13 protein-coding genes are annotated in these 14,822 nt (G+C 65.3%); 8 read left to right on the top strand and 5 right to left on the bottom strand.

From position 1 onward, the window contains the following. Positions 1-13 precede the first annotated feature (13 nt). The 7 genes from VW41_01800 (at position 14) to VW41_01770 (ending at position 6,294) form a co-directional block, all read left to right on the top strand. Positions 14-778, top strand: coding sequence for a DSBA oxidoreductase (locus VW41_01800; GenBank protein ID AJZ87869.1), 765 nt, complete (start codon positions 14-16; stop codon positions 776-778). Positions 779-953: 175 nt separating this feature from the next. Continuing rightward, positions 954-1,448 (top strand): DNA repair protein RadC, encoded by a 495-nt coding sequence (locus VW41_01795; GenBank protein ID AJZ87868.1) that lies wholly within the window; start codon positions 954-956, stop codon positions 1,446-1,448. A gap of 162 nt (positions 1,449-1,610) precedes the next feature. Next, positions 1,611-2,057: a hypothetical protein gene (locus tag VW41_01790; protein AJZ87867.1), complete on the top strand. Its 447-nt coding sequence runs from the start codon at positions 1,611-1,613 to the stop codon at positions 2,055-2,057. Beyond that, positions 2,054-3,001, top strand: a complete 948-nt coding sequence (locus tag VW41_01785; protein ID AJZ87866.1) for a conjugal transfer protein — start codon at positions 2,054-2,056, stop codon at positions 2,999-3,001. The genes VW41_01790 and VW41_01785 overlap by 4 nt, the downstream gene beginning before the upstream one ends. Before the next feature lie 9 nt (positions 3,002-3,010). Further along, entirely contained in the window at positions 3,011-4,405 is a 1,395-nt protein-coding gene (locus VW41_01780; GenBank protein ID AJZ87865.1) for a conjugal transfer protein, read from the top strand. After that, on the top strand, positions 4,402-4,758 hold the full coding sequence (locus tag VW41_01775; GenBank protein ID AJZ87864.1) for a hypothetical protein: 357 nt from the start codon (positions 4,402-4,404) through the stop codon (positions 4,756-4,758). Before VW41_01780 ends, VW41_01775 begins: the two co-directional genes overlap by 4 nt. 15 nt (positions 4,759-4,773) lie before the next feature. Beyond that, on the top strand, positions 4,774-6,294 hold the full coding sequence (locus VW41_01770; GenBank protein AJZ87863.1) for a membrane protein: 1,521 nt from the start codon (positions 4,774-4,776) through the stop codon (positions 6,292-6,294). A gap of 11 nt (positions 6,295-6,305) precedes the next feature. On the opposite strand, the gene VW41_01765 is transcribed toward VW41_01770, so the two are convergent. The 3 genes from VW41_01765 to VW41_01755 all read right to left on the bottom strand — a co-directional run bounded on the left by VW41_01765 (position 6,306) and on the right by VW41_01755 (position 8,028). After that, on the bottom strand, positions 6,306-6,671 hold the full coding sequence (locus VW41_01765; protein AJZ87862.1) for a hypothetical protein: 366 nt from the start codon (positions 6,669-6,671) through the stop codon (positions 6,306-6,308). An 85-nt stretch (positions 6,672-6,756) separates the two neighbouring features. Continuing rightward, positions 6,757-7,389 (bottom strand): hypothetical protein, encoded by a 633-nt coding sequence (locus VW41_01760; GenBank protein AJZ87861.1) that lies wholly within the window; start codon positions 7,387-7,389, stop codon positions 6,757-6,759. A 12-nt stretch (positions 7,390-7,401) separates the two neighbouring features. After that, positions 7,402-8,028 carry an integrase gene (locus VW41_01755; protein ID AJZ87860.1) on the bottom strand — a complete coding sequence of 209 codons (627 nt, stop codon included), beginning with the start codon at positions 8,026-8,028 and terminating at the stop codon, positions 7,402-7,404. 317 nt (positions 8,029-8,345) lie between these two features. Between VW41_01755 and VW41_01750 the strand changes: the two genes are divergently transcribed. Continuing rightward, on the top strand, positions 8,346-10,184 hold the full coding sequence (locus VW41_01750; GenBank protein AJZ87859.1) for a relaxase: 1,839 nt from the start codon (positions 8,346-8,348) through the stop codon (positions 10,182-10,184). Between the two features lie 80 nt (positions 10,185-10,264). Here the strand turns inward: VW41_01750 and VW41_01745 are convergent, their stop codons facing one another. Together VW41_01745 and VW41_01740 are read right to left on the bottom strand one after the other, a co-directional pair. Further along, positions 10,265-12,916 carry an excinuclease ABC subunit A gene (locus VW41_01745; GenBank protein ID AJZ87858.1) on the bottom strand — a complete coding sequence of 884 codons (2,652 nt, stop codon included), beginning with the start codon at positions 12,914-12,916 and terminating at the stop codon, positions 10,265-10,267. Between the two features lie 25 nt (positions 12,917-12,941). Continuing rightward, positions 12,942-14,807: a sodium:proton antiporter gene (locus VW41_01740; GenBank protein AJZ87857.1), complete on the bottom strand. Its 1,866-nt coding sequence runs from the start codon at positions 14,805-14,807 to the stop codon at positions 12,942-12,944. Between the last annotated feature and the right edge of the window lie 15 nt (positions 14,808-14,822).

Genomic DNA, 14,822 nt, shown 5'->3' with positions numbered 1-14,822 from the left:
GACGGAGAACGCCATGGAACAGAAACGTCCTTCCATTCCGATGCAGGTCCAGGCGTTCCGCCGCCGCAACGGGCGGCCCCGCTGGCCCTGGGCATTGGCTGCTGTGCTGGTCGCGCTGCTGCTGATCTGGCTTGTGTCGAGGTCGCCCGGCGAATCCCCGCCGCAGCCGCCCACGCCGGTCAGCATGGCACCGGTGGCCGGGCCGCCCTGGCTAATGGGCAACCCCAAAGGCCGTTTCACGCTGACGCTCTATGCTGACCTGGAGTGCCCGTTCTGCCGGGAGTATTTCCCGCAGCTCAAGCGGTGGGTGGGCACCAACGCCGACGTGGCGCTGCAATGGCACCACCAGCCGCTGGCCGCGCACGAGCCGGCTGCGTCGGCCGAGGCACGTCTGGCCGAATGCGCAGCCGAATCTGGCGGGCATGCCGCGTTCTGGCAGGCGGTCGAATGGGTCTATGCCCACACGCGCAGCGACGGCCAGGGCTTGCCGGATGGCTTGCGCTACCCCGAATCGACGCCAGCCATCGAGCAGTGCATGTCAAGCGAAAGACCCAGTGCGGCTATCCGCGCCCAGGCTGCGGAAGCCACCAAGAGCGGCGTAACCGCCACTCCATCACTGCGCCTGCTCGATCGCCAGACGGGCCAGGCCATCCTGCTGCAGGGACCGATCGAGGGCGACGCCTTGTTGTCTGCCATGGACATGCTGGCGGCTGATGGTCCGACCGGCACACCCCCATCCGAAATGCCTGCCGACGTCGTCGGCGACATGCCCAGGTAGCCCCGGTCTTCATGGCTACGGCGCAGTCCGCTGCGCTGACCGCAACCCGTTCGCCTCGCATCCTGGTCGCGAACGATCACCGCTGCCGCGGTGATGGATGCACCTTGTTCGTTCCCCAGGAGGGCTTGCCCTCCCAGGGCGCGCGCCCTCCGATCTCACCGTCTGGAGGTTCGCCATGTCTTTCGTCGTCAACGACTCCTGCCTGGAGTCGCTTTCCGCCACCGCTGCCCAACACGAGGACTGGATCATCCAGCAAGCCATCGTGCTGCTGGAGAGGCGGGTTTTCAAAGCTGGACCGTGCCTCAGCCGACCGGCCGCTGTGCGGGACTACCTGCGCCTGAAACTGGTCGCTGAGCCCAACGAGATATTCGCCGCTGTGTTCCTGAACAGCATGAACCAGGTGCTGGCCTACGAGCCGCTGTTCAAGGGCACGATCAACGCGACTTCGGTCTATCCACGTGTCGTCGTACAGCGTGTGCTGGAGCTGAATGCCGCCGCGGTGGTCTTCGCCCACCAGCACCCCTCGGGCATCTCCGAACCGTCGAGCGCGGATCGCATGCTGACCCAGCAACTGCAGGCCGCGCTGGCGCTCATCGATGTGCGGGTACTGGACCACATCATCGTCGGCCAGGGTTCCCCGTTCTCCTTTGCGGAGTCCGGCCTGCTGTAACGGTCGCATTGCTTCATTGATCCTCGCGGAGGCTTCGGCCTCCGTTTTTTTATTGGCGCGGGACAAGCAGGTATGCGGGCAGCCCGCGATGCGCATTGTTTGTTGGGGTGGCATGAGGTTCGCGTTTGACTATGGCCCTGATCAACTTTCGGGGCACGCGACATGCCGGCATCCTTTTCCACGTTCGCGTCGGGCTGGCGAACCCTTGGCCTGGTTGTGGCGCTGCCGGCGTCCCTGGCCGTGTTCAGCCCCGTCATCTTCGCGGCCGACGTATTGGTCGTCACCGACAGCCACCACCCGGTCAAGACCATGGGCGGCGAGCGGCTGATCGAGCTGGACGAAGCCCGCCGGATTGAAGCGGAGCTTTCTGCTGAACTGCCCGCCGCCCCCGAACAGGCGGCGGCCACCGTCAAGCGTCGGCTGAACCAAGGCGGCGCCGACCTACAGCGCCGCATCGCTTCCGCATACCAAGGCGTCACCGACGCATGGAGCCTGGGCATCACCAGCATCCCGGCTGTCGTGGTGGATCAGCGCTACGTGGTCTATGGCGAGCCGGATGTGGCGCGCGCCGTCGCGCGCATTGAGCAGCGTCGGAGGGCCCAGCCATGAAGCGGCCATTCGACCTTATGCGCCGCATGCGGGCTGGCGTGGCTTCCTTGCTGCTGCTCAGCGCCACGGGTAGCTACGCCTTGAACACCACCGCCATCGTTGCCTCGGTGGCCTCGCCCGATTGCTTGGAGTACCGGGTGGTGGGTATCTGCTACTGGCTCTACTGCACCTGGGGAGGCTGCACGGTGCGCACCTCTGTCAAGGTGCGCCACTACATTCCCGATGCGGTCGTCTCCAGCTACAGCAACACGGGCGAGAACCCGTGGGTCGAAGTCCGGGCGATGAGTACGGCCAACCCGTCCGCCCAAGCGGGCGGCGATGGAACGACGAACGAGGATCACGAAAACAATCTCGCGAAATTCAAGAACGCCGACGTGATCGGCCATCCCGGCGTCGAGGTGTTCAACCAGTTTGTTTCGTCCTCGGGCTACTTCTGCGAGGGCGCGGGAACGGCATTCATGCCGTATCTGCTCAGCACCTTGGACACGCTTGCCTGGCGCTACAACGTGCCCGAGATGGCCTACCCGGAGGCATTGATTCCCGGCATGCGCGAGGTCGGCGCACGCACCACGATGAACCTTTGGGGCAACGTGTATCCCCGCGGCGGCTTCCTACACCAGACCGACGACCACAAATCGGGAGCCGTGGTGGCCCAGCGTGCGGGCGATGTCGTCACGCGCCGCGGGCAGTTGCACGTGTACCAGCCGCTGCTTGCCAATGCCCGCGATGGCTACTGGCCCGCCGGCGCGCTGATGGAGGGTGATGCCTCGACTGGCAAGTGGCAGGAACTCACGCCCGTCCTGTCCTCGTCCTGCACGGTTTTCCCACGCACCGGCTTCCTGACCCAGGCCCAGCAAGGCGACTACGCCTGGGCGCTGTGGCGGCCGTATGCCTGCTGCGAACGCCGTGGACAGGTGTTCCTTGGCAGCGTTGATTTCCTTTGAGGTGTCGCGATGAAGCGTTCCGAATCTATGCAGTTCTCCCCACCGGCTCGTGGCAAGAGGATCTGTTTGGCGCTTACCGGCGCGTTGGTTCTGGCAAGCGGCGTGGCCTGGGGCCAACTGGGCTACCAGACCAGCGGCAACGTCATCGGCGATGACGTCATGTATTCCATCGGCGGCGGCAGCGCCGTTTCGATGGGTCGCGCAGCCGGCATGCGCTCGCTCGGCGTGGGTGTCGGCTGGAACAGCAATCTGATCTGCGGCGACATGAGCATCCAGACCACGTTGAAGAATCAACTCAACGGTGTCACCAATGGCTTTCAGCAGATCATGTCCTCGGTGATCCAGAGTGCTACGAGTGCTGTGGCGTCCCTGCCGGCGTTGATCATCCAGCGGGCAGATCCAGGCCTCTACAACCTGCTCACCAACGGCGTTCTGCAAGCGCGGCTGGATTTCGACCGCTCGAAGCTGACGTGCCGCGCCATGGCCGAAAAGATGGCCGAAACGGCGGGCGGCCAACTCGGCTGGAGCCAGATGGCCGAAGGCATGGCGTTGCGTGATGCAGTGTCGAGCACGGATGCCGTCTCGGCCATCGAGCAGGCCGAGACGCGCCGTGGCAACGATGGCGTGCCCTGGGTCGGGGGAAGCAATGCCGGCGGCTCCGGTCAGCCCGCGATCAAGGTGGTCGGTGACGTCACCCGCGCGGGCTACAACCTGGTCAATGGCCGCGGGGTGACCGACACGTCGGCAATCGCTCCGGCCAGTTGCACGAGCCTGTCGTGCCAAACCTGGACCACGCCGCAGGCGGCCATCGAGTGGGCAACACGGGTGCTCGGCGAGAAGGAGCAGCGCACCTGCGACGCCTGCACCAAGACGGAGACGGTGCCCGGCGTCGGGCTGACGCCCCTGATCCAGGAGGAGTACGACGCCAAGCTGCAGGCGCTCCAAGACCTGGTATCCAAGGCGAAGAACACGACGCCCGAAAACCTGCGGGAGGCCGGCAGTGCGTCGCTGCCCATCACGCGCGGCGTGGTCGAGGCACTGCGCGACGAGCCGGATCAGCACCTCCTGTCGCAGCGCCTGGCGTCCGAGGTTGCGCTGGCGTCGGTGCTGGAGAAGGCGCTACTGCTGCAACGCACTCTGCTGACCGGCAAGAAGGAACCCAACGTGGCGGCCAACCAGCTCGCCGTGGAGGCGGTGAACCACGAGAGCGACACGCTCGATCGCGAGATTCGCAACCTCAAGACCGAGCTGGAGCTGCGCCGGGAGCTGGCGAACAACTCGCCCATGGCGATCATCCAGCGCCACGGCACGCGCGCGGCGGGCTCGCGTGGCATCTACGAAGGCGATCCAGTGCCTGACCGCCTCGATCAGTTGCAGAAGGGCAATCCGGGAGGCCGGCCATGAGCCTGATGCGTGCGACCTGGCTGCGCCCGCGCTGGCTGTTCAGCCGGCGCGCAGCGAAGGCGCTGCTGTGGACGGTGGTACTCGCGGCCGTCGCCGTGAGCGCCAACATCGTTGGCATCTACCTCGTCGGAAGCGTCGCGGGCTGGGAGCGTTGGCTGGCGGCAGCAGCGGGCTACTTCCTGGTCTGGCGGCTGTGCCTGTATGGCGCGACGGCCTACGGCTGGGTCTGGATGCGTCGCCGGCTGCTTGCGCGTGAGGACGACGCGCAAGCGCGGCGCCGCCTGGTGCGCAGCGAGATCGCCGGCGTCGTTGCCATCGTGGCGCTTGAAGCCAGCCTGTTGATGCAGGGTTGAGGGGAGGGCCGAGCCATGACGCTTTTCACGACCGACTACCTGGAGTACTACCTGACCCTGGTGTCCTGGATCGTCAACAACGGCATCTGGGCGGTACTGGTATCCAGCGGGGTATTCGCACTGCCCTTCGTGACGATCATCGTGCAGGAATGGCTCAAGGCCCGTGCGGAGGGTGCCGACGAAGGCAACAAGGGCGTGCTCTCGGCCGCACGCATCGAGAACCGGGTGTTCGTCGCCATCGTAGTGGTGATGTTCGCCGGCATCCCCTTCATCGACGTGGATCTCAACACCATTCAGTACGACAGCTCGCGCTCGGCCCAGTGCCAGGTCAACGTGCCGCAGCCCACGGATACCGGCTGGTCCCAGTCCTTCAGCACCATCAACAACCAGAGTGCCAAGGTGCCGGTCTGGTGGGCCTTCATGCACGCGCTCTCGCGCGCCGTCACCAGCGCCTCGGTGGCGGCAATTCCGTGCGGGACAGACCTACGACAGATGCGCATGGAGATCGACGCTACCCGCATCAACGACCCAGTTCTGGCTCAGGAAGTGGCCGATTTCACACACGACTGCTACGGACCTGCACGCGCTAAATTGTTCATGGCGCGGCCGGAGCTGGACGAAGCTCAAATGAACGACGTGACCTGGATCGGTTCGAGGTTTTTCACGGATACCGGCGGCTACTACGACAGCTACCGTTCCAGCACGGCGCGCGAGTCATGGCCCTATGACGACACCCGCGACGCAGGGCTTGCGCAGGTGGCCAGTGGCGGCGGTTACCCGACCTGCAGGCAGTGGTGGGCCGATGGCAGCAACGGCCTGCGGGCACGGCTGCTGAGCCAGGTGGACCCCAGCCTGTTGAATCGCTTGGCGGGCTGGGCCGGGTTCCTGAGCCGTACCGAGGTGGACGATTCGGTGGTCCGTACCATCGCGTCACCGCGACAGCAGAAGCTCAACCAGGGTTCGGTCTATACCGACTACGGCGGCCAGATCGACAAGACCCTGCCGAACATCGTGACGCGGGCCACGGGGGATGTAGGAATGGCGGTCGGGGCACTTGCCGCATTTCCCGCCATGGACGTGGTGCGCCAGGCGCTGCCCATGGTGCTTGCCTTGCTCAAGATGGCACTGGTCATCTGCATCCCGCTCGTACTGGTCGTCGGAACCTATGACCTGAAGACGGTCGTCACCGTCAGCGTCGTGCAGTTCGCGCTGTTCTTCACCGATTTCTGGTTCCAACTCGCACGCTGGATCGACAGCACCATCCTCGATGCGCTCTATGGGTGGGGCTTCGGCTGGAACCGGCCACACACTAACTTCGATCCACTGGTGGGGCTGAATAATGCCTTTGGCGACCTGCTCCTGATGTTCGTCATGGGCACGATGTTCCTGGTCTTGCCGGGCTTTTGGCTTGCGAGCCTTACCTGGGTTGGGATTCGGGCCGGGCACGTCATCCAGGGGCTTTCAGATGGCAGCAAGAGCGCCGGCCAAGCAGGCGGTAAGGGCGCTGGGGCCCTTACCGGAGGTAAGCTGAAGTAGCGCGGTGCCGATCAGTCGTCGGTGTACAACTCGTGCGACGTATCGTTGTACAGATTGGGATCGTAGCCGGGTGTCTTGCGCAGTTCGGTGAGGTCGGTGAACGGCCACTCGTCTTCTTCCGAGGTATTGGCAGCCGCCGCCCATCCCGCCACCACGACTCCCAGCAACACGAGTGCGAACCAGAAGGCGGCGTAGAGCAGCGCGCCCAGCACAGCCAGCTTGACCGCCCACAGCAGCACTGTGACACCAACCGAAGGCACCCCTGTGGCCACCAACCAATTCGATACCCGCCGTTCGCCACGCGCATAGGCACGCCATCCACGGCCAAAGGCGCGGCCGATACGTTCTGCGGTGCTGGTGCGGGTTGTGGTGTTCATGGTCGTCTCCTGCTACTGAGGAATGCCTATTCCAGTGTGCTCCACTTCATTCCGTTTCGGGCTTCCAATGTGTCTTCTCGCTGCTTCAGGACGCTTCGTCATCCGGTTCTATCGGGCCGGGGTCGGGTTCCACGCCGATGCGGTAGGTGGCAACGAAACGCGGCCAGTCCACATGGTCAACCAGATCGATGTCCTCGATGACGCTGACCTTCGTTTCCGCACGCTCGAACAGGGCGATGCTCTTGGCGGGATAGTTGTTGCGCGACGGATAGAGTACCCCGTCAAACAGAGGTTGGCCGTCGTCGCCGACCATCGCATGCACATGAGCGGACACCTGCTGCGTGTGCGTGTAGCCACGGCTGGCCAACTGCTCCAGGTTCAGGCCAAAGTAGCCCGCCATGACGCCTGGTGCCGTGAGATCGGCCAGAAGCACGTCGGCCATCACCCCTACGGCGCGCACCATCCTGCCCTGGACTTCTTTCAATGCGATCGAGCGCTTCGCGTCATCAAGCCACTGATGCTTGTGAAACACCGACTCCATCAGCGCCGTGGGCAGGTCGCGCCCCAGGTAGAGCACGCCGTAGGTTCGGGCAGGGTCGTCGTAGCGATTGGTGCTGCTGCGACCATAGTACAGCGGGCTGCCCCGATAGACGACGCGGCTCACATGCTGGAGCAGTTCACCGGCATCGATCAGGAACGAAGGCAGCTCGTGGCTCATGGCAGTCTCGCTTCAATGCACCTGAACGCCCAGCACGTTGAACACGGCCTCGGCCACGTCGTCGATCGTGCCATGCGTCACCGCATCCACCGGCGAGCGACCGCCCAAGCCTTCGAGCGGTTCGGACAGTGCGCGGTAGATCGTCCAGTGATCGATACCCTCGACCTCCTGAAGCACGGTTTGGGTCAACTGCTGTTTCACCGGGTCGAGCTGCCAGTCGGGCAGCTTCTGACCGCGTGGCCCCACGTTCAGCGCCAGCAGCCGACGCGCGAGGATGTCCTTGTAGATCTGCTGGCGCGACTTGTCCGCCAGCTTGGCGAACTCCGCGGGCGGCAGGTTGTGCGGCTGGTTGAAGGTTTCCAGCAGCACGGCACGGCCTCGCTGGACGTCGGTTTCATTCGGTGCCCAGCGCGTGTCGGCGCGCAGCGCGGCCGCCTTGCGTGCAAGGGCCTGCCCAACGGTCTCCCCCTGCAAGTTGGCGGGCAGTGTCACCGCTTCCACGCGCTCGTGGACGAACGCCTGCAACTCGGCCGCGAAAGCCGTGGCATCCCGGATTTCGACGGTATCCGCGAAGCGGCGTACATCTTCCACCGTGACGCGCGGCAGACGGTCGGCAATGAATTCAATGGCAGTGGGCATGGTCATCTCCCGAGTAGGTTTGAGACAGGCTTCACTCTAGTCGCCTTTGTCGCGTTTGTCAACTTTGACGCCTAGAGAGCAACGTACCCGGCGGAAGCAGCGCCTTCGCAGCATAGACCGAGGCCAGCGCCTGGTCGCCGTCCAATGCATTCGAGCGGGTTCCACATTGACGGTGGAGCCGCGGTCCAGGCCCCGCTATACCGAAACGGTTAAAGGCCAAAGGGTCGAAATGGCAAGGGAATGGGGTGCAAGGGGAAAGGCCCTACCTCGAAAAGGCCAAAAGGCCTCCCGGTCGGCCCGTCATTAGGACACCTCACATGCTCTCCCTGTTCCAGCGAAAACGGCCCCCGGTCGCTGCCGCACCGACGCCACCACCCGTCACCGACCTCCCGAAAGGGCTGCTGCGTCCTGAGTCGGCCGCATCGCTGCTGGCCACCCCACGCCGGCAGAAGCTGCTGGAGCACATCTGGCAGCGCACGTCGCTCTCACACCGGCAATTCGCCACCCTGTACCGCACGCCCCTGGAACGCTACGCCGAACTGGTCCAAGCCTTTCCGGCCTCCGAGGCGCATCACCATGCCTATCCGGGCGGCATGCTCGACCACGGCCTGGAGATCGTGGCCTACAGCCTGAAACTGCGGCAGTCCCATCTGCTGCCCATCGGTGCCAGTCCCGAAGACCAGGCGGCGCAGTCCGAAGCCTGGACCGCCGCCGTCGCCTATGCTGCGCTGCTCCACGATATTGGCAAGATCGCCGTCGATCTACACGTCGAACTGGCCGACGGCAGTACTTGGCATCCGTGGCATGGCCCGCTGCACCAGGCGTACCGATTTCGCTACCGTGACGACCGCGAATACCGCCTGCACAGCGCTGCAACAGGCTTGCTCTATCGCCAACTGCTCGACCGCCACGTCCTGGACTGGCTCAGCGACTATCCGGCTCTCTGGGCACCGCTGCTCTATGTGCTGGCCGGTCAGTACGAACATGCCGGTGTACTAGGGGAACTCGTCGTGCAAGCAGACCGGGCGTCGGTGGCCCAGGAGCTGGGCGGCGATCCGGCGCGCGCCATGGCCGCGCCCAAGCACGCACTGCAACGCAAGCTGCTGGACGGGTTGCGCTACCTGCTCAAGGAACAGTTGAAGCTGAACCAGCCGGAAGCCTCCGATGGCTGGCTCACCGAGGATGGTTTGTGGCTGGTGAGCAAGACGGTCTCGGACAAACTGCGCGCACACCTCCTGTCTCAGGGGATCGATGGCATTCCTGCGAACAACACCGCCGTGTTCAACGTACTGCAGGACCACGGCATGCTCCAGCCCACCTCGGACGGCAAAGCGGTCTGGCGCGCGACCGTCACCAGCACGACCGGCTGGTCCCATTCGTTCACCCTGTTGCGTCTCGCTCCCGCGCTGATCTGGGAGTCTGGCGAGCGACCAGCACCTTTCGCAGGCACGGTAGAGATCGACGCGACGCCCGCGGAAAACGACGCCAGCATGTCGGCTCCCGCGCCAACCGTCTCGGTGAACCCAGCGCAGGGAGGTCAAGAGCCTCCAATTTGGGAGGACGACAGCACCACCATCGTTTCACCGCCCGCGGCCCAGCCCGTGCCCGACGTCATGGAGGACTTGCTCGCGATGGTGGGCTTGGGTGAGTCGGCCGGCGTTGGTCAGGATGCCGAAGAGTTCCTCCACCCTCCCGCGCCAGCAACAGCCGCGACGTCCATTCCATCACCTGTACCCGCGCCTACGCCTGGGTCATCGGCAACGAAGCCATCCGCGGAACAGTTCATGGTTTGGCTGAAGCAGGGAATCACCTCACGACGGCTCATCATCAATGACGCGAAGGCGCTCGTGCATACGGTGAATGACACGGCCTACCTGGTCAGCCCGGGTGTGTTCCAACGCTATGCGCAGGAGCATCCCGAAGTGGCCGCGCTCGCCAAGCAGGAGAATCAACAGGATTGGCAGTGGGTGCAGAAGCGCTTCGAGAAGCTGCAGCTACATCGCAAGCACCCCAATGGCCTGAACATTTGGACCTGTGAGGTCACGGGCCCGAGGAAGTCCCGCCGACTGCATGGCTACCTCCTTGAAGATGGGTCCTTGGCATTCCCCGAAATACCGCCCAACAATCCCTATCTTGCTCTGACTCAGGAAGGATGACGCGATTCGGGCATTGATCGCCACCGTCGTTTGGCGACGATCAATACCCCGCGAAAGCTGGCAACATTTGGCGAACTGAGCTACTCGGCCCGCGCCAACTCCTGCGCAAGGAACGGAGCGGTTCGGCTGCCAGACGTTCGGGCCACCTGCTGAGGGGAGCCCGCCACCACGATGCTGCCGCCGGCAGCGCCTGCACCAGGCCCCACGTCGATCACCCAATCGGCCTGAGCCACCGCGCGCATATCGTGCTCGATCATCACCACGGTGTTGCCGGCATCGACCAGGCGCTGCAACTGCACCAGCAGCCGGTCGGCATCCGATGCATGCAGCCCGGTGGTTGGCTCGTCGAGCACGTACAGGCTTCGGCCGCGCTGGCTGCGCTGAAGCTCGGTCGCCAGCTTGATGCGCTGCGCCTCGCCACCGGAAAGTTCCGTGGCCGGTTGCCCCAGGCGCAGATAGCCCAATCCGATATCGCGCAGCAATTGCAGGGGCCGGGCCACGGCGTCTTCACCCGCAAAGAATTCGCTGGCTTCGTCCACGGTCATCTGCAGCACCTCGGCGATGTTGCGCCCGTTCCATCGCACCTTCAGCGTGGCCTCGTTGTAGCGTGCGCCATGGCACGTCGGACACGGGGCGTACACGCTGGGCATGAACAGCAACTCCACACTGACGAAGCCCTCGCCCTCGCAGGTCTCGCAACGCCCCTTAGCCACGTTGAACGAGAAGCGCCCGGCGTCATAGCGGCGGCGTCGCGCATCGGGCGTGGCGGCGAACAGCTTGCGCACGTGGTCGAACAGGCCGGTGTAGGTGGCCAGGTTGGACCGGGGCGTGCGCCCGATCGGCTTCTGGTCCACCTGCACCAGGCGCTGTATGGCGTCCACGTCGCCCGCCAGATGACCGCCAGTCGCTTCGATCACTGCCGGCCCTTCGCTGGTGGCGCTTTCGGCCGCGTCGTCCTCGGGCTCGTGGCCCAAGTGCAGTAGCACCAGCTCCGGCAGCGCCTGCGCGACGAGGCTGGACTTGCCCGAGCCGGAGATGCCGGTGACGGCCGTCAGCACGCCCAGCGGAATGCGTGCGTCCACGCCATGCAGGTTGTGACGATGAATGCCCTGAAGCTCCAGCCAGCCGGTCGCTTCGCGTGCCCGGCTTCCCGGCGCGGCGATTTCGTCGAACAGATAGCGGGCGGTGCGCGATTCGGCAATCTTGCGCAGGCCGTCCGGCTCGCCGCTGTAGAGCACGCGGCCGCCACGCTCCCCGGCATCCGGCCCCACATCCACCAGCCATTGCGCGCGGCGCATCAGGTCCAGGTCGTGCTCGACCACGAACACCGAGTTGCCGGCGTCACGCAGCCGGTCGAGCGCGTCGTACAGCGCCTGGCTGTCGGAGGGGTGCAACCCCGCCGAGGGCTCGTCGAGCACGTACACAACACCGAACAGCAGGGAACTCAATTGCGTGGCCAGCCGCAGGCGCTGCAACTCGCCGGCCGAAAGCGTCGGCGTGGCCCGGTCCAGCGTCAGGTAACCCAGGCCCAGCCCACGCAGTTGACGCAGGCGCGCCATCACACCGCCGGCCAGGCGCTGCGCGGCGAGGCGCTTTTCTTCCGACAGCGCGGAGGTGCGGCGCACGTCGGGCGATACCGCATGGACGGCACGGCCGGAGGCCGCGCGTTCGGCACGGTCGCGTCGGGTCGCTTCCTTGTCCGTAGCCTCCCCCGCTGCATGGGCGCGGAAATCGCCCTGGGCAATGGGTTCGAGCAAGGCAGCCAACTGGTCCAGCGGCATCTGCATGAACGCGCCGATGTCCACGCCGGCGAAAGTGACCGACAGCGCCTCGGGCTTGAGCCGCTTGCCGTGGCAGGTGGGGCACGGCTTGCCCTCCATGAACCGGGACACGCGCTTTCTCATCAGTGCGCTTTGGGTATTGGCAAAGGTGTGCAGCACATACCGCCGGGCGCCGGTGAAGGTGCCCATGTAGCTCGGCTCCATCTTGCGCTTGAGCGCGACGCGAGTTTCGGCGGGCGTGAAGCCGGCGTACACCGGCACTGTCGGTGTTTCCTCGGTGAACAGAATCCAGTCGCGATCCTTCTTCGGCAGGTCCTTCCACGGTCGGTCAACGTCGTAGCCCATGCTGACCAGGATGTCGCGCAGGTTCTGGCCTTGCCAGGCGGGGGGCCAGGAGGCGATCGCCCGCTCGCGGATGCTCAGGGAGGGATCGGGCACCATGATGGCCTCGGTCACCTCGTACACATGGCCCAGGCCGTGGCAGGTCGGGCACGCTCCCTGCGGCGTGTTGGGCGAAAAATCCTCGGCGTACAGCATCGGCTGGTTGGCTGGGTAGGCGCCGGCGCGCGAATACATCATCCGCACCAGGCTGGACAGGGTGGTCACACTGCCCACGGAGGAACGCGCGTTGCTGGAGCCCCGCTGCTGTTGCAACGCCACCGCCGGCGGCAGGCCGTCGATCGCATCGACGTCCGGCACGCCGGCCTGGTCGATCAGGCGCCGCGCATAGGGGGCCACCGACTCGAAGTAGCGCCGCTGCGCCTCGGCGTAGATGGTGCCGAAGGCCAGCGAGGACTTGCCGGAGCCGGAAACGCCGGAGAACACCACCAGCGCGTTACGCGGGATGGAAACGTCCACCTCTTTGAGGTTGTTCTCGCGCGCGCCGCGCACTTCCACCATGCCGCTGGCCGCAGCCGTACAAGAGGATTCACCGAAAGAATTGTTTGGCATGTTTTTATCCTGTAGTTCGTCCCGCTCAGGACGGGACTTCCTGAGTTCGGGGGCCGCGGCGACTGGCTTCGAGCGCCGCGGTGACAGTGCGGGCGTCGTAGCTGCCGCGCAGACGACGACCCTCGACGAAGAACGTCGGCGTGGCGTGCGCACCGCTGGCGACCGCACTGGCGAGGTCGCGCTCGACACGCTCGATCACCGCGGTGCTGTCGAGATCCGCGATGAACCGTTCGACGTCGAGCCCAAGCTCGGCGGCGTAGCCGATCAGATGCTCGCGCTCCAGCGCATGCTGACGGGTGAACACGAAGTCCAGCCACGGCCAGAACATCCGCTGATTCGATGCCGCCTCGGACGCACGCGCGGCGATCGGCCCATGCGGGTGGTGCGGCAACTGGCGCACCACATACCGCAGGTCGTCCCCGAAGTGGGCGCGCAGATCCTCCCAAGAACCGGTAGCGTGCGCACAGTACGCGCACTCGAAGTCCACGTACTCCACCAGCGTGAGCTGCGCGTCCTCTGGCCCGCGAATGTGATCGACCTCGGGATCGACCGGCGGCTCAAGCAACATCGGCAGATCGGCGGTCTCCTCACCCCACCTGCGAGCGGCAACCTTGAAGATGAGCCGCCCGAGCAACGTGGCGAGCATCATCGACACGAGCACGCCGACCGTCGCCCGGCGGCCCAGGTCGGAGGTCGTGCCGAACGCGAGCCCGATGATGAGCAGCGACACGGTGAACCCGATCCCGGACAGTGCCGCACCACCGAACACGCTCCCCATTCCGACACCCGCCGGCAGGCGCCCCAGGCCGAGGCGGACCGCGGCGAGAGTGATGAGCCCGATGCCCAGGAGCTTGCCGAGCACGAGCCCCGCGATGACGCCCCAGGTCACGGGCGAGCCGAAGGCCTCAGCGAGCAGCCCACCACGCAGGTCCACCCCGGCGTTCGCCAAGGCGAACACCGGCACGATCAGCAGCGCTGTCGGCAGCCGCAGGAACTCGTGCAGCCGCTCGTTCACCGAGATACCCCGGGACAGCCCGCAGTCCACTGCGCGGGCCGATGCGGCACTCGGAGACTGCCAGAAGTCGCGGAACAGTTGTTTTGCCGCGACGACCTTGTGACGTTGCGTCGCGTAGGCGGGGATCAGCAGCCCCGCGGCCATCCCGGCGAGAGAGGCATGGATGCCGGAGTACACGGTTGCGAGCCACAGCACGATCACGATCAGCACATACGGCATTGCCCGCCACTGGCGGGTGCGCCCTAGCCACCACAACGCAACGAGACTGGCGAGGGCGATCAACAACGGGACGATCCGAATCTCCTCGCTATAGACGATGCCGATGATGGACACGGCGAGGAAGTCATCGACCACGGTCAGGGTGAGCAGGAACACGCGCAACTGACCGGATAGCCGCGGGCCGACGATCGCCAGGGTGCCCAGCATGAATGCCGTATCGGTGCCGACCACCGCCCCCCACCCGTGCAGGCCCTCACTTCCGGCCAGCCCCACGATCAGGACATACACCAGCGCGGGAAGCACGACACCTGCGACACCCGCGATCAGAGCGAGACGGGCACGGCTGCGGTCCCTGAGCGATCCGTGGGCAAACTCCTGACGCACCTCCAGGCCGATCAGGAAGAAGAAGACCACCATCAGGCCGTCGTTGACCCAGTGATGCAGATCCATGTGCAGGCCCAGCGGCCCGAAGTCAAACCCGACGTCCAGGTGCCACAACGCGAAATAGGCATCGGATAGCGGCGAGTTCGCCCACGCCAGCGCCACGACCGTGACGATCACCAGCAGCACCGCAGCACCAGACTCCGTGCGCAGATAGCGGGCAACGCGTCCCCGGCTGATATTCGCCGAGGATGCACCGAAAGAAGTGGCTGACATGTTCTTATCCTGTTC

It is taken from the genome of Klebsiella michiganensis, from assembly GCA_000963575.1.
Classification (GTDB): Bacteria; Pseudomonadota; Gammaproteobacteria; order Enterobacterales; family Enterobacteriaceae; genus Cedecea; species Cedecea michiganensis_A.
The sequence above is the reverse complement of the archived record's forward strand: the minus strand, read 5'-3'. Positions and strand labels throughout refer to the sequence as shown.